Genomic DNA, 14,123 nt, shown 5'->3' on the forward strand with positions numbered 1-14,123 from the left:
GTGGATTATAATACAAATTCTCTTGTTTTGCTTTATTTTACTTTAACAACACCACAAAGGAAAGGCCCCATGCGCTGTTTAAAGGCTTTCTTGTTCCCATGTTTGCTTTCTGTTGCCTTGCAAGCTACTCCCACTCTATATATGCTCCCCTACGAGCAACACGAGGCTTTAAAAAGCCTCATTAGCGGGATCAACGCCTCCAAAAGCCAAATCAACATTTCTATTTACAGTTTCACGCATAAAGATATCGCCAAGGCCCTTAAAGATGCGGCCGCTCGGGGAGTCAAAATCAACATCATTTACGATGCAAGTGGGGCGCATGGCAAGTACTCCACAATGGGTTATCTAGCCAAATACAGGGGGATTTCCACTTGTACACTCAGCGGCAAGGAAGTCAGTTATTTCGCAAAAGGCAAGGAGCACAAGGGCATCATGCACCAAAAGCTCGCGATCATTGATCACAACACGATCTTTCTAGGTTCGGCTAACTGGAGCAAAAACGCCTTTGAAAACAATTACGAATTGTTGCTAAAAGACAACGACCCCGCCCTCATCCAAAAGGCCCAAAGCTATTACAAAAAGATGTGGAGCGCGTGCCATTAAAAATGGTAATTGTAACCAATGTAAAAAGCAAAGGTACGGCGGAAGGTAACGCTGTAATCGCCACCGCTGTAATAGATGTGGTTGATTGTGGGGATTTTAAAGCCAACATCGATGCCGTGTTGCCCCACCACTAGGGCACGAAGCCCCACATTGAAGAGAAACTGAAACGCGCTCACGCTGGGGCGCGCGTCAGCAGGCAAACCCATTGCGTTTTGCCCATCCACACCCACGAGCCACGAAGTCCCGGCGATGGCCACACCCACATAAAAACCCAAATCTAAAGAAATGTCGTTGCGGTAAAACGCCCCCTGAAAAAAGTTATAAAAAAAGTCGGCGGCCACGCCATAAGTCAGCAAGTTATTGCCCCCATAGTACTGCCCCCCACCATAAGGGCTTTTAGGGTAGTGCGCACCAAAGCCCTGCCAATCTAAAAAGGCGTAGTAACGCATCCCAAACATTTGGTCCTTGCGAAAATAGCCCGTGTAGCCCACATTAAAACCTAACCCATTTGCCCCGGCATTCATGTCGCTGCGCCCGGGGTGGTAGGTGCTCATTGCGCTAGAATTAGCGGTTAAGATCGTTACCGTGCCCGTTTGGTAGTTTGCGCCCACAAAAAGACCATCTGTCCAAGAATTGTGTTGTCTGAATTGATCGCTTCCTTGCGCCCCCAAAAAGCCCAAACTCCAAAAACCCCCAAGCACCCACGCTTTCCATTTTCTCATCTTAACTCCTAAAATAACAAAAGCCTAATGGCTTAAATAAGGTGCCATTATAGTATAATTTGGGCCTAAAATGTGCCAACTTTAAAGGATGTCTATGGGGCAAGGTTTAAAAATTTTGGGCGTGTTTTTAGCTAGCGGGGTGTTGTGTGCTGTGGAGCCGGGCATGAAATTTGATCCCCCCGATTATGTGGAAGACATGCCCTCCAAGGAGTTTATCCCTCAAATCGCCCAGCCGGGCAGCTTGTTTGGGCAGGGCGAAAGACCGCTGTTTGCCGATAGACGGGCGATGAAACCCAACGATTTGGTCACGGTGATCGTGTCTGAAAACTCCAGTGCCAATTACAGCACCGCCAAAAACTACGCCAACACCTCTAACGGCACAGCTACAGCCCCCCGCCTCACCTACAACGGCACAAATCCTAACAAGCGCAACCAAGCCCAGTTTTTAGACGACAACGCCAATTACAGCCTCACCCAGTCGGCAACCAACAACACCTTTAAGGGCGGAGGCTCGCAAAAGAAAAGCGAGGATCTAAAACTCACCCTCACTGCCCGCATTGTGAAAGTCCTAGAAAATGGCAATTATTTTATTTATGGCAGTCGGGAAGTCTTGGTCGATGGGGAGAAGCAAGTCATTAAAATCAGCGGTGTGGTGCGCCCCTTTGACATCGGGCGCGACAACACCATCCAGTCTAAATACATCGCAGACGCAAAGATTTCTTACACGAATTTAGGGGCTTTGAGCGCCAGCAATAAGAAAAAATTGAGTCAAGATGTGTTGGATTCAAGCTTTCCTTACTGATGATCGCCTTGATTTTAGCCCGCGGAGGGTCTAAGCGCATTGAGCTTAAAAACATCGCCCCTTTTTTAGGTAAGCCTCTTTTAAGCTATGTCGTGCAAATGGCGCAAACAAGCCAGCTCTTTAGCCAAGTCTTTGTTTCCACGGATCACCCAAAGATTGCCAAGGTTGCCGAAGAAAGTGGGGCAAGCGTTTTAAAACGCCCCGCCTATCTAGCCGATGATTTTAGTCCAACGCTAGATGTTGCCAGCGATGCCGCTTTAACCCTCAAGCTAGAGCCTGAAGCTTACCTTTGCGTGCTTTATGCCACAAGCGTGCTTTTAAAGGCTGAGTACATTAAAGAAGCTCGGCAAGCTTTATTGGCTTGCTCTAAAAAATACGCCTTTGCTTGCAGCCCTTACAGTGCCTCGCCCTACCGCTCTTTTTCAATCCAAGACAACACCCCAACCCCGCTTTTTGCAGGCAACATGGCCAAACGCTCCCAAGATTTACCCCCCCTCTATCACGATGCCGGGCTTTTCTACTTGGGCCAAGCGCGCCACTTCCTTGCCAAAGAAGCCCTTTTAGCCCCCCACTCTTTGCCCCTCATTTTGCCCCAAAATTGCGTGCAAGACATAGACAGCCCAGAAGATTTAAAACTTGCTGCTCTAAAATACACTGCTTTATATGAAGACGATTCATCTCTTCGCTGATGCCCACCCACAAGGCGGGCTAGGGCATTTAAGGCGCATGCAAAAGCTCAAAGCCCTTTTAAAGCCTTTGACGCAAGTGCGCCTTTTTGCCCCCCACCCTTTAGCCGATGAGCCCCTTGAGTGGCTTAACGCAAAGATTTTAGGGGCCCATTTGTGCGTTGTGGATAGCTATTTGGCTAGACCTGACTTTTTCACTAAAATCCAAACCCCCTTGATCCTTTTTGAAGATTTTTTTCAAAAAAGAGAAGGGTTTAGTCAAAGCGCCGCTTTCTTTTTTAACCCCGCCCACAACGCCCACACGCACTACCCAAAAGATTTACAAACCAACCCCCATTATTTTTTAGGCAGTGCGTATTTACCCATTGACCCGACTTTTTGCTGCGCAAGATTTAACACTGCAAAATCCCTAAAACCCGCGCCTCAAGAAATCTTGCTGTGCTTGGGGGGCAGTGATTTGGTTTTAACCCCACTAAAGCGCACCCTAGGGCTTTTAAAAAACACCCCCCTTAACATACACACCATTGCTCCAAAATCTATCTTGCCTCAGTTGCCAAAGGCGGCCAATTTTTCCTTTGAACCGCTGTTAAGCCCCCAAGAGCTGGCCCAGCGTCTGTTTGCAAGCGATATAGCCCTTTTTGGCGGGGGGCAAATGCTCTATGAGGCCATTTTAAGCCAAACCCCTTTAATGAGCTTACCCATCGCCTCTAACCAACTCTGCCAAGTGCAGGCACTGGCGCAAGCCGGGGCGTTGTTGCCCGCTCGCCTAGATAATCTTTTAAGCACCTTGCAGGCCCTGCTTGATTTAAAAACGCGCACCCACATGCAAGAAGCCCAAAAAAATTTAAAACTTGGGGATCAACTCTTGCCCGCTTTGCAAAAGATTTTAGACCATGCTTAACACGATCTTGGCCCAAAGTTTTGACATCCCCAGCCAGCATTTTGACAAAAGCCCTCCCTTGCATGCCTGCCACTTTTGCCACACCAGCAAAGCTGAAAAACTCCAAATCTTGGCCTTCCGCAACCACCCGGCCACCACCGCTTGGATGTATGCAGAGCGTGTCTCAAAAGAAGCGCATTTGCACTTCATAGAGCAGTTGCAACACAGCCAAAACGCGGCCTATTACCTCTTTAAGCGGGGGTTAGAGTTGTTGGGCGTTGGCTCGCTCACGCGCATAGACTTTGCCCACAACCATGCCTTTTTAGGCATTTATAAGAACCCAGACTTAGAGCATGTCGGGGCCTTGATTTTAGACGGGCTAGAGTTTATCGCCTTTTTTAAGCTTGGCTTACACACCTTGCATTTAGAAGTGATGGCTAACAACACCCGCGCCATTGGCTTTTACGAGCGCCACAGCTACCGTAAAGGCGGGTTTCTACGCGACTTTGTGTGCCGCCAAGACACTTATTACGATGTGTGGCTCTTTTCTAAAATCTCCCCCCTAGACAAAGGCTTAAAATGACCCCTTTAATTGTGGCAGAATTGAGCGCCAACCACGCCCACTCGCTAGAGATCGCTGAGAAATCCTTGATTGTGCTTAAAAATATAGGCGTGGGGGCGGCAAAACTGCAAACTTACACCCCTGATTGCTTGACCTTACCCCTAGATGAACCCCCTTTTATCATCCAAGGCACGCTTTGGGATAAGCAAAGCCTGTATGCGCTTTATAAGGAAGCCGCCATGCCCTTAGAGTGGCACAAGCCCTTATTTGCTTTAGCCAAAAGCCTAGATTTATGCCTATTTAGCTCGGTCTTTAGCCTCAAGGGCTTGGAGTTACTAGAGAGCCTAGATTGCCCCATTTATAAAATTGCCAGCTTTGAAATCACGGACTTAGAATTGTTGCGCCAAGTGGCTAGCACGAAAAAGCCTTTGATCCTCTCTACGGGCATCGCCACGCACGAAAACATCTTAGACGCGCTAGAAGTGTGCGCCAAAGCGGGCAATACAGACACCACACTTTTAAAATGCACCAGCGCCTATCCCGCCTTACTGCAAGACGCACATTTGCTATCCATGCCCAAACTTAAAGAGCTTTACAAAACCGCTTATGGCTTGAGCGATCACACTTTAGGACACTTAAGCGCAATCATCGCCACCACTTTGGGCGCAAGCGTGATCGAAAAGCATTTTATGCTGGATAAAAGTTTAAACACCCCTGATAGCGCCTTTAGCTTGGACACACAAGAGTTTAGCACGCTGATTCAAGCCGTGCGCCAAACTAAAGAAGCTTTAGGCAGCCCCACCCCGCCTACAAAAGAGCTAAAAGGGGCGCAATTTGCCCGCTCGCTCTTTGTGATAAAACCCCTTAAAAAAGGCCAAACCCTCACAAGAGAGCACATCAAAGCCCTGCGTCCCAATGCCGGCCTAGCCCCCAAGAACTTAGACAAAGTGCTAGGACGAAAAGCAGTGCGGGATTTAGAAGTGGGGCATCCTTTAAGCTGGCAAGATTTACTCGACCCCTTCAGCTAGGCATTTAGGGCAAACCACAAACAATTTCATGTCGTGGCTGACTAATTTGGCTTGGTATTTCTTCGCCACTTGGTTTTGTCTCTCCTCAATTTCAGGATCGACAAACTCGATGATCTCCCCGCAGTGCAGGCAAATGATATGGTCGTGGTGTTCTTTGGCAGCGATCTCATAACGCCTGCCGTTTTTGTTTGTTTCTAGGGTGTAAATAAAGTTTTCCTTCTCCAAGAAATTTAAAATGCGATAAACTGAAGAAATGCTCGTGCTTTTGTCGTTTAAGCGGATGCTTTGCGTGATCTCCTCCGGGCTTAAATGCGTCCTGCTCTTATACAGCACACTCACCACCTCCTCACGTTGCTTAGAGTTTTTCAGCCCATTTTTGCGAATCGCCAAGCGCAACCGCTCTAAAATGGATTCTAAAGTTTCTAGTCGGTTCATGCCAACTCCTTATCCAAATCACCCCCTTAAAGAGAGTTAGAGTTAAAACGGTCATTATACACCAATTGGAGTGAATATAGTTTGTCGGCATAGGCACACAAAATTAAAATTTAAGGTATAATCGAGCATTCTTTGTTGAAAGGGTGTGGCATGTTTTTTGGCAGTAAAGAACTCAAGAGACAACTTGAGCATAAAGAGGCGGAAGTCCGCACTTTGGAAAAGAAATTGGATTTTTACCAGCAGCTCGTGGATTTATGCAGTCATATGGGCTTTATTGGGGTGAAAGATCATAAGATTGTGTTTAAAAACGGGGATGTCGTGGATTTGGCCGGGATTGACAGCAAAACCAGCGATCTTAGCACCCCCAACCAAGATTTTAGTTTGAATAACCGCTTGTATAAAACCAAGAGTAAGCGCATTGACGACACGCTTTACCACTCCATTACAGAAACTATGGACTTATTCACAGAGTGTGGCAAGAATCACATTTTTAATCTCTACTACACAAGCATGCATGAGGGGCTAGAGAGTTTGCAAGGGACTATGCAGGACATTTACAAAGGTACAGACGATCTCACTAAAGCAGCGACAGATGGGAGCGATCATTCTCAAAAGATGATCGACAAACTCACGAAGGCCAGCGACAACATCAATAGTCTTTATGAAAAAATGCAAAACGCCACCTCTCTAGCCGACTCGCTCAACCAGCGCAGCAGCGAGATCACCCAAGTGATTTCGCTCATCGATGACATCGCCGAACAAACCAACCTATTGGCCCTCAATGCGGCCATTGAAGCGGCTAGGGCGGGCGAGCACGGGCGAGGTTTTGCGGTGGTGGCTGATGAGGTGCGTAAACTGGCTGAAAAGACCCAAAAGGCGACCAAAGAGATCGCCGTGGTGGTTAAATCCATGCAACAAGAAGCCAGCGACATCCAAAGCAACACCCACGATACCAACGCCACTGCCGAAGTGATTAAAAACGATGTGGACGACATAAAAAGCATCGCCCAAAATAACCTCAATACCGCAGATGCTGCGCAATACTCGATTGATAACCTCAATAACCTTGTCTTTTGCGGGCTGGCTAAAACCGACCATGTCGTCTATAAGGCGAATTTATACGGCGTGGTCTTTGACATCCCCAACAACTTTAAAATCGTGGATGGACACAATTGCCGCTTAGGCAAGTGGTATTACGAAGGCGATGGCAAGACACACTTTAGCAACACACCCAGCTACCGCTCTCTAGAGCCCTTCCACAACAGCTTACACGATGACGCTAACCACTTGGTTGACATGCTCAAGGACCGCGTCGGCGTAGCTTCAGAGACCGTTGAAAAATCCATCAGTGCGGTTGAACAGGCTTCTAAAAATGTCCAAGATACTATTGATAAAATGTTTGAAGAAAAACAAGAGGAACTAAAGAAAGAGATCGCCCATATCTTAGAACGACACTAGTAATTGCCCGACTATTCTTTTGCACTCAGGGCACTAAGAAAGGCGCATCTACATCGGGAGCGCCGTCTTTATCCCCCCAACTTAGCCGACTTTGCCTCTAACGACTATTTGGGCTTGGGCGGCCGCAAGGATTTATTGCAAAAAGCCTTTGAACTCTTGCAAGGTTTTAACACCCACGCCCCTAAAGCGTCTATGTTGGTGAATGGCTACCACCCCTTGCACCACGAGTTAGAGAGTTATTTATGCCGGCTCTTGGGCTTTGAGGCGTGCGTGTTGGTGGGGAGTGGCTTTTTAGGCAATGTGGCTTTGATCGGGGCTTTGGTGCGCCCTAGTGATTTACTCTTGATGGATGCGCACTACCACGCCAGCGGACAGTTCATCGCTAAAAAATCCCCAAATACGATTTTCTTTAAACACAACGACTCTAAAGACCTACAAGCCAAATTAGAAAAGTATAAACCCAAAGGACGGGTTTTAATCGCCATTGAGGGGGTGTATTCTATGGATGGCCACATCGCGCCTTTAGAGATTTTTAAATGCGCTAAGGAGCACAACGCTTATTTGATTTTAGACGAAGCCCACAGCTTAGGCACCATCGGAACACATTTAAAGGGGGTTTTAGAGCATCACAACCTAAAGCCCACAGAAAAAACGATCATTCTAGGCACTTTTTCTAAAGCCTATGGGAGTTATGGGGCGTTCATTGGAGGCAGTGGCGAGATCGTTGATTTTTTATGCAACCGCGCTAAGAGCATCATTTACACCACAAGTCTATCTGTGCTCGACACCGCTTTAAGCCTAGTGAATATTGAGGAAGTCTATCAAGACCCAAGCCCCTTTGTAGCGCTACTAGAGCAAATGCGTGGTTGTGTGGCTAGCTTTGGCTGGCACACCAAGAGCAATATTTTAACTCTGCCCTTTGTTGGCATTGCGCACCTGTTAGAAACCCAAGAGAAACTGCTAAAAGAGGGGTTTATTTGCGGGGCGATTCGCCCCCCCACGGTGCAACAACCTCTGTTGCGTGTGGGCTTAAATGTCCAAGCCACAAACACCCTAGGGCTTTTAAAAAGCCTGTGCGGGTGCCTGCAGGAGCTCTATTTGCCGAAGCGGCCACCTGTGGTGGGGTAGCCATAAATAGAGCCATCTTTGATTTTCATGTGATCTTCCCAAGGCAATTTGTATTTGCCAGCGGCGAGGTCTTTAATGTAGGTCAAGCCTGCATCGGATTCGCCTCCCGGTTTAGCCACATAACCGCGGTGGCCGAGGTTGTAAATGTTGTTTTCCAAGCCCCAGCTTAGGCGGGCATTGTCTGCCATTTTGGGATAAATCTCGCCAGTAACGATTTCCCATGGGTTGCGATGCCCTTGCACAAGAGTGGTGCCATCGAAGTTACAGATTTGCCCTTCACCAAAGTAGTAAAAGACATTGTCATAGCCGGCCAAATTCACGCTCACAGTGTACATGAGGTTATGCCACGCGTTGGAGCGGTTGGTTAAAATCCATTGGTCATTGACTTGCGTACTATAACCTGAGATGCGGATATAAACATTGCACCCCTTATAGGCAGCTTCACGGGCAAGCTCGGGGATCATGCCATCGTGGCAGATACACACGGCAAGTTTTGAGCCTCCGGGGCCATCGCACACAGGCATGCCCAAATCCCCGGGATACCAAGGCTCAATGGGATTCCATGGGAAAAGTTTGCGGTATTTTAAGATAATCTCACCCTGTGGATTGATGATGATGGCGGTGTTGTAGGGGTTTTTGTTGGCATCAGGATTGCGCTCCATGATGGAAAACACCCCATAAACTTTGGCTTCTTTACACGCCTTGGCATACATCTCGGTTTCTTTGCCCGGAACATCTAGCAAAAACTCCTCACTCAGCCACTTAGCGGTGTTTAGCCCTTGTGTGCTGTATTCGGGGAAAATGATGAGCTCCACGCCCGGATAGCCCGCTTTTGTAGCGTGCAAAGTTCTAATGATGCTCTCAATGTTGTGGTCAATGTCTTTGCGGCTATTGACAACGGGGACAGGAAACTGGATTGCAGCGACTAAAAACCCTTCAATGGGCTTACCCATACTTCCGATGCTTCCCATGAAATGCTCCTTCTGCTGTTGTTATTTTATTGTGTTTTGCAACACGGAGCAAATGGTAGGACTGGATTTTTAACGCTGGGTAAATGCAGAGACAACGATAAGGGAGCGTAAGCTCCCTAGCCCCCTATAAAGTGTTACTTCTTGGCGATGTTGCGGATGTATTGATCGGCTAGGTATAAGCCATGCCCGCTTTCTCCCATGAGTTTAACCTTGTCTAAGATGTTTTTAAACAAAACCTCTTCTTCGTGTTGCTCGGCGACATACCATTGCAAAAAGTTAAAAGTGGCGTAGTCTTTGTGGGCGAGCATGTGATCGACTAGGCTGTTGATGGAGTGGGTGATGTGTTGCTCATGCTTGTAAGCATCCCCAAAGATCTCAAACAGGTCTTTAAACTCGTGTTTGGGGGCTTTAACTTCTTTTAAATGCACGCCCACTTCATTTTCATTTAAATAGGTGATGATTTTCGTGGCGTGCGCGTATTCATCGCTGGCATGATCGAACAAAAACAAGCCCGCCCCATCAAAGCCATGCGTGTAGCACCAAGAGCTCATGCTCATGTAAAGGTTGGCTGAGTAAAACTCGTCCATGACTTGTCCGTTGAGTAATTTTGCGGTTTCTGAAGGCAACATAAAAACTCCTTTTCTTATTCTTAGTTTGTATCATTATTATATCCTAAATGAGAATATAAAGTCAAGCTTTTTCACTCTAAATTCTCAAAATATCTAATATTTTAAGAAACTATAAGTCGGGTCAGCCCGTAGGCGATTAAAGAGAACACATACGCCACTGCTGTGGTGAAAACAAAGAGATACACCACGAATTTGAAGCCTCCGGCTTCTTTGCCAAAGGTGATGGTGGCCGCAAAACAAGGGATATAAAACATGACAAAGACAATAAAAGCGATGGCTGAGGGCAGACTAACACTTGTTTTTAGGGCAAGTTTTGGCTCTTTCTCCCCCGCATAAAGCACTGCCAAAGTCGAAACCACCACTTCCTTAGCCATAAAACCCGCGACTAAAGACACGCTTAAACGCCAATCAAAACCCATCGGTTTAAACACCCCATCGATGCCCCGCCCAATGCGCCCCACAAAGCTATACTCCAAACTCTCTTTATCCTGCTTTTCTTGCAACGCTTGCTCTTTTTGTAGAGGGCTTAAGCGGCTTGTTTGGATGTCGGCCTTTGTGACTTCATAAGGGGCTATATCGGGCTTGGGGTATTGCGAGGCAAACCAAATTAAGAGCGAACCGCCCAAAATATAAGTGCCTGCTTTTTTAATGTAAGATAGGCTTTTGGTGTAAATGCCAAAATAAAGCACCTTTAGGCTTGGCATGCGATACTTTGGCATCTCCATCACAAAGGGCTCTTGCTTGCCCCTAAAGACGCTCAAGTTCAAGAATTTTGCCATGAGCAGCGCCACCACCGCCCCTAAAATATAAATCGCAAAGAGTACAAAACTTGCGTATTTTTGAGGGAAGAACGAGCCGACAAAGAGGACATAAATGGGCAACCTTGCGCTGCAACTCATAAAGCCGATGACAAATAAAGTGATCAGTTTTTCGTGTTGGTTTTGCAAAGTGCGGGTTGCCATGTAAGCGGGCACTGAACAGCCAAAGCCCGTAACAAGGGGGATAAAACTCTTGCCATGCAAGCCAAATTTATGCAAAATCCCATCGAGCAAAAACGCCACACGGCTCATATACCCCGTGCCCTCTAAAAGCCCGATGCCTAAATACAAGACCATGATCAAGGGCAAGAAAGAGAGCACTGCTCCCACCCCCGCCACCACGCCATCGCTAAACATGGAGGCGATTTGTGGGTTAGCGATGTGCTCTTTTAAACTTTGGCTTAAAAAAGCAAAGAAAGCATCCACTAAATCCTGTCCTAACCCCCCCACAACAAAGCTTAGGGCAAAGACAAGAAACATGAACCCTAAGAAAATAGGCAGGCCATAGTATTCGTGTAAAAACAAACGATCGAGGGGGCTTGCGCTTAAGGGCTTGCGCGCTTTCACCACCTCCTCAGCAAGTTGCTTGCAAGCTTGTAAGTCTGTTTGTGTGGGCTTCAAGCTTAAGTTGTCTAGGCTTTTGGGCGGGGGTGGGGCGGCGTGTAGAGCGATGATGGCATCTAAAAGAGCATCAATGTTGGTGCGCTTGTAGGCAGAAGTAGGGATACAGGGCGCGCCTAGTTTGTGCGCTAGGGCTTTTGTGTCGATTTCTAACCCCTCCTTTTGGGCTTCATCAAACATATTTAAGGCGAGCAAAGTTTTATGGGGCAGCTTTAAAATTTGCGTGCTTAGGGCGAGGTTACGCTCTAAATTCGTGCAATCAAGGACATTTAAAATTAAATCGTAATGCTCGGTGTCTAAAAACTCTCTTGTGAGTTTTTCCTCTAAGGTGAAGCCATTGAGGGCGTAGATGCCGGGCAGGTCTATGATGGTGATTTGCGTGCCTTTGTAGGTGGTTTGCACTTGGGTTTTTTCCACCGTCACGCCCGCAAAATTACCCACCTTTAAATGCGCCCCACTTAAAGCGTTGATGAGCGAGCTTTTTCCCACATTTGGCTGGCCTACTAGGGCGACAATGATTTCTTGCATGGATTGCCTTAATGACTATGAAAATGAAACCTAAATTATATCTAAAGTTTTGCTAAAATCAGAGGTTTGACGAAAGGACATTATGGAGCAAAAATTTAGCGCAACAGAGGTGGGGCGTTTAGACCACTTCTTAGCCAAACACTTAGGCGTGGCATCTCATCAGGTCTTGCAATGCATTAAGGCGGGGTGTGTTAGGGTCAATTCTAAAATTTGCCACAAAGGGGGGGTTAAGCTTAAGGTGGGCGATGCGGTGGTTTTCACGCCCCCAAAGACACAAGAAACGCCCGCTTACGCGCCCTTAGAGTTTGAGGTCATCTATGAAGATGCGGATATTTTGGTGATCAACAAACCGCCAAATTTAGTGGTACATCCCGCCAGTGGCGTGCGGGGGCTAACTTTACTCGATCACCTAAAAGCTAAGGGCTACACCTTATCGACTTTAAGCGGGGAGTGGCGTTGCGGCATTGTGCATCGCCTAGACAAGGATACGAGCGGGGCGATCTTAGTGGCCAAGACCAACGCCGCCCACGCCCACTTGGCCGCGCAACTAAAGAGCAAAGAAATGGGGCGTTACTATTTAGCCATTTTAAGCACCCCTTTAAGCGCCCCCACTAAGGTGGAGTGTAACTTAGGCAGACACCCAAAGAACCGCCTAAAGATGACAAACCTAAACGCCCTACGCCAAGAGGCTAAAGGGGGCAAGTGGTCTAAAAGCGCGTTTATGCCCCTTGCCACGAGCTCTAAAGGACAACAACTCATCGCCATAAAGCTTTACAGCGGGCGCACACACCAAATCCGTGCGCATTTGGAGAGCCTAAACCGCCACATTGTGGGTGACCCCCTCTATGGGCAAGCCGACTCCTACAATGGGCGGATTTTACTCCACGCCTATTTGCTCTACTGCACCCATCCAAAAACGGGGCAACGCCTGCTTTTTAAAGCCCAAATTTTGCCTGATATGCTAGAATATCTAAAAACTGATTTTCAAGAGGTTTCGTGGGATGGGTTTTTACAAGAACGCTGTATTCTCGATCTGTTTGGGGCTGATTCTTAGCAACTGCGCCCACCCCCGCAAGAACAACACCCTATCTTTTAACCAACAACAAGAGACCATGAACGCTAATCTGCCAGTGGTGCAGGGCATTAGGACCATTAACGATGTAGAGTCCGTGGGCTTTGAGTGGCAACCTGTGGGCAACCCGGGGCTCATCGATGGCTTTGCGATTTACCGCATGCAAAAAGACCAAGTTTATAGGCGAGTCGCCACGATAAGAAACCCTCTAGCCACACATTACTACGATGATGGTCTAACCCCGCAAACGGATTACACTTACCAAATTGCCACCATCGGCAAGAATGGCGGGGTGTCGCAAATGTCGGCTCCGATTTTGGTGCACACTTCCTACATCAACCCCGTTGAAAGAGTCTTTGCCAGCCAAGAAAGCCCCAAAGAGATCAAGATTTTTTGGAGCCCACACCCAAACCCAAGCATCGCCCGTTACATCGTGCAAAGAGAAAGCGCTGATGGAAAATTTTCTAATATCGGGGTGGTGAAAAACCGCTTGTATGTGGAATATTTTGACAAGAATTTACCCGATGGGGCAAAACAACGCTACCGCGTGATTGCGGAAAGCTTTGAGGGGGCAAAGTCCTTGCCTAGCGCCATCGTGGAGGGGCAGACCAAACCCCTACCCCTGCCTTTATCTAATTTACAAGCCAGCACGAACTTAACCCGCAAGATCGAATTGTCTTGGGCTCCCTCCAGTCAAAGCGATGTTGCGCTTTATCGGGTGTATGCCACAAACCGCATAGACGGGCACTTTAAAAGCATTGCCGAAACCAAAGAGCCCCACTACACAGATGAGGTCGATGCAGATGGGGCTAGTCGCTTTTATAAGGTCGTGGCGGTCGATAAAAATGGTTTGGAAGGAGTGATGCCCACCGAGTCCATTAAGGGGGTAACCTTGCCCCGCCCCACCCCGCCCATCATCACAAAGGGTACAATCGAGGATGGACAGGCCATCATTGAGTGGCAAAGCGTCCCAGATAAGCGCGTGAAGGGCTATGCGGTCTATCGCTTCGATGGCAATTCTAATTCTAGCCCCGTGCGCTTTGGAAATTTGACGAACACGCAATTCATCGATAAAAACATGGCAAATGGGCAAAAATACCGCTACCAAGTGGTGAGCATCGATGCGGCCGGGCTAGAGTCGCGCCCGAGCAAAGAAGTCGAATTGCGCCTAGATCGCTAG

The 14,123-nt window shown here is 47.7% G+C and carries 15 protein-coding genes; 10 read left to right on the forward strand and 5 right to left on the reverse strand.

Going from position 1 to position 14,123, the window contains the following annotated elements:
- The first annotated feature begins 69 nt into the window (after positions 1 to 69).
- Positions 70 to 603 carry a phospholipase D-like domain-containing protein gene (locus tag HAL07_RS00610; protein WP_197271568.1) on the forward strand — a complete coding sequence of 178 codons (534 nt, stop codon included), beginning with the start codon at positions 70 to 72 and terminating at the stop codon, positions 601 to 603.
- On the opposite strand, the gene HAL07_RS00615 is transcribed toward HAL07_RS00610, so the two are convergent.
- The gene (locus tag HAL07_RS00615) at positions 600 to 1,325 is read right to left on the reverse strand and encodes an outer membrane protein (protein ID WP_053940977.1); all 726 of its coding nucleotides are present in this window, start codon (positions 1,323 to 1,325) and stop codon (positions 600 to 602) included. The genes HAL07_RS00610 and HAL07_RS00615 overlap by 4 nt on opposite strands.
- A gap of 94 nt (positions 1,326 to 1,419) precedes the next feature.
- Here HAL07_RS00615 and flgH point away from each other — a divergent pair, with 94 nt between their 5' ends.
- Genes flgH through pseI form a run of 5 tightly spaced genes read left to right on the forward strand, consistent with a single transcriptional unit; the run spans position 1,420 to position 5,283 of the window.
- Entirely contained in the window at positions 1,420 to 2,127 is a 708-nt protein-coding gene (gene flgH / locus HAL07_RS00620) for a flagellar basal body L-ring protein FlgH (protein WP_199767532.1), read from the forward strand.
- On the forward strand, positions 2,127 to 2,816 hold the full coding sequence (gene pseF, locus HAL07_RS00625; RefSeq protein WP_053944761.1) for a pseudaminic acid cytidylyltransferase: 690 nt from the start codon (positions 2,127 to 2,129) through the stop codon (positions 2,814 to 2,816). The genes flgH and pseF overlap by 1 nt, the downstream gene beginning before the upstream one ends.
- Complete coding sequence (locus HAL07_RS00630) at positions 2,791 to 3,714, forward strand: hypothetical protein (RefSeq protein ID WP_156295904.1); 924 nt, start codon at positions 2,791 to 2,793, stop codon at positions 3,712 to 3,714. Before pseF ends, HAL07_RS00630 begins: the two co-directional genes overlap by 26 nt.
- Positions 3,707 to 4,276: a UDP-4-amino-4,6-dideoxy-N-acetyl-beta-L-altrosamine N-acetyltransferase gene (pseH, locus tag HAL07_RS00635; protein WP_053940973.1), complete on the forward strand. Its 570-nt coding sequence runs from the start codon at positions 3,707 to 3,709 to the stop codon at positions 4,274 to 4,276. Before HAL07_RS00630 ends, pseH begins: the two co-directional genes overlap by 8 nt.
- A complete protein-coding gene (gene pseI / locus HAL07_RS00640; RefSeq protein WP_053944763.1) occupies positions 4,273 to 5,283 on the forward strand; it encodes a pseudaminic acid synthase in 1,011 nt (336 codons plus the stop codon). The genes pseH and pseI overlap by 4 nt, the downstream gene beginning before the upstream one ends.
- Here the strand turns inward: pseI and fur are convergent.
- Entirely contained in the window at positions 5,263 to 5,718 is a 456-nt protein-coding gene (gene fur / locus HAL07_RS00645) for a ferric iron uptake transcriptional regulator (RefSeq protein ID WP_053944764.1), read from the reverse strand. The genes pseI and fur overlap by 21 nt on opposite strands.
- 150 nt (positions 5,719 to 5,868) lie before the next feature.
- Between fur and HAL07_RS00650 the strand changes: the two genes are divergently transcribed.
- Together HAL07_RS00650 and HAL07_RS00655 are read left to right on the forward strand one after the other, a co-directional pair.
- The gene (locus tag HAL07_RS00650; RefSeq protein ID WP_156295905.1) at positions 5,869 to 7,176 is read left to right on the forward strand and encodes a methyl-accepting chemotaxis protein; all 1,308 of its coding nucleotides are present in this window, start codon (positions 5,869 to 5,871) and stop codon (positions 7,174 to 7,176) included.
- Positions 7,177 to 7,179: 3 nt separating this feature from the next.
- Positions 7,180 to 8,304, forward strand: a complete 1,125-nt coding sequence (locus HAL07_RS00655) for an aminotransferase class I/II-fold pyridoxal phosphate-dependent enzyme (RefSeq protein WP_053944766.1) — start codon at positions 7,180 to 7,182, stop codon at positions 8,302 to 8,304.
- Here the strand turns inward: HAL07_RS00655 and HAL07_RS00660 are convergent.
- The 3 genes from HAL07_RS00660 to feoB all read right to left on the reverse strand — a co-directional run bounded on the left by HAL07_RS00660 (position 8,271) and on the right by feoB (position 11,871).
- Complete coding sequence (locus tag HAL07_RS00660; protein ID WP_013890551.1) at positions 8,271 to 9,275, reverse strand: formamidase; 1,005 nt, start codon at positions 9,273 to 9,275, stop codon at positions 8,271 to 8,273. The genes HAL07_RS00655 and HAL07_RS00660 overlap by 34 nt on opposite strands.
- Positions 9,276 to 9,409: 134 nt before the next feature.
- A complete protein-coding gene (locus HAL07_RS00665; protein WP_053940968.1) occupies positions 9,410 to 9,904 on the reverse strand; it encodes a ferritin in 495 nt (164 codons plus the stop codon).
- A 101-nt stretch (positions 9,905 to 10,005) separates the two neighbouring features.
- On the reverse strand, positions 10,006 to 11,871 hold the full coding sequence (gene feoB / locus HAL07_RS00670; protein ID WP_053944767.1) for a ferrous iron transport protein B: 1,866 nt from the start codon (positions 11,869 to 11,871) through the stop codon (positions 10,006 to 10,008).
- 82 nt (positions 11,872 to 11,953) lie between these two features.
- Here feoB and HAL07_RS00675 point away from each other — a divergent pair, with 82 nt between their 5' ends.
- Both HAL07_RS00675 and HAL07_RS00680 read left to right on the forward strand, forming a co-directional pair.
- Positions 11,954 to 12,925 carry an RluA family pseudouridine synthase gene (locus tag HAL07_RS00675; RefSeq protein ID WP_053940966.1) on the forward strand — a complete coding sequence of 324 codons (972 nt, stop codon included), beginning with the start codon at positions 11,954 to 11,956 and terminating at the stop codon, positions 12,923 to 12,925.
- Positions 12,852 to 14,123, forward strand: a complete 1,272-nt coding sequence (locus tag HAL07_RS00680) for a fibronectin type III domain-containing protein (protein WP_370695953.1) — start codon at positions 12,852 to 12,854, stop codon at positions 14,121 to 14,123. Before HAL07_RS00675 ends, HAL07_RS00680 begins: the two co-directional genes overlap by 74 nt.

The organism is Helicobacter ailurogastricus, assembly GCF_001282945.1.
Lineage (GTDB): Bacteria > Campylobacterota > Campylobacteria > Campylobacterales > Helicobacteraceae > Helicobacter > Helicobacter ailurogastricus.

Excerpts from the sequence above, each read along its gene's own strand:
- HAL07_RS00610 (WP_197271568.1), top strand. The coding sequence starts at position 70 with ATGCGCTGTTTAAAGGCTTTCTTGTTCCCATGTTTGCTTTCTGTTGCC.
- HAL07_RS00615 (WP_053940977.1), bottom strand. The coding sequence starts at position 1,325 with ATGAGAAAATGGAAAGCGTGGGTGCTTGGGGGTTTTTGGAGTTTGGGC.
- flgH (WP_199767532.1), top strand. The coding sequence starts at position 1,420 with ATGGGGCAAGGTTTAAAAATTTTGGGCGTGTTTTTAGCTAGCGGGGTG.
- pseF (WP_053944761.1), top strand. The coding sequence starts at position 2,127 with ATGATCGCCTTGATTTTAGCCCGCGGAGGGTCTAAGCGCATTGAGCTT.
- HAL07_RS00630 (WP_156295904.1), top strand. The coding sequence starts at position 2,791 with ATGAAGACGATTCATCTCTTCGCTGATGCCCACCCACAAGGCGGGCTA.
- pseH (WP_053940973.1), top strand. The coding sequence starts at position 3,707 with ATGCTTAACACGATCTTGGCCCAAAGTTTTGACATCCCCAGCCAGCAT.
- pseI (WP_053944763.1), top strand. The coding sequence starts at position 4,273 with ATGACCCCTTTAATTGTGGCAGAATTGAGCGCCAACCACGCCCACTCG.
- fur (WP_053944764.1), bottom strand. The coding sequence starts at position 5,718 with ATGAACCGACTAGAAACTTTAGAATCCATTTTAGAGCGGTTGCGCTTG.
- HAL07_RS00650 (WP_156295905.1), top strand. The coding sequence starts at position 5,869 with ATGTTTTTTGGCAGTAAAGAACTCAAGAGACAACTTGAGCATAAAGAG.
- HAL07_RS00660 (WP_013890551.1), bottom strand. The coding sequence starts at position 9,275 with ATGGGAAGCATCGGAAGTATGGGTAAGCCCATTGAAGGGTTTTTAGTC.
- HAL07_RS00665 (WP_053940968.1), bottom strand. The coding sequence starts at position 9,904 with ATGTTGCCTTCAGAAACCGCAAAATTACTCAACGGACAAGTCATGGAC.
- feoB (WP_053944767.1), bottom strand. The coding sequence starts at position 11,871 with ATGCAAGAAATCATTGTCGCCCTAGTAGGCCAGCCAAATGTGGGAAAA.
- HAL07_RS00675 (WP_053940966.1), top strand. The coding sequence starts at position 11,954 with ATGGAGCAAAAATTTAGCGCAACAGAGGTGGGGCGTTTAGACCACTTC.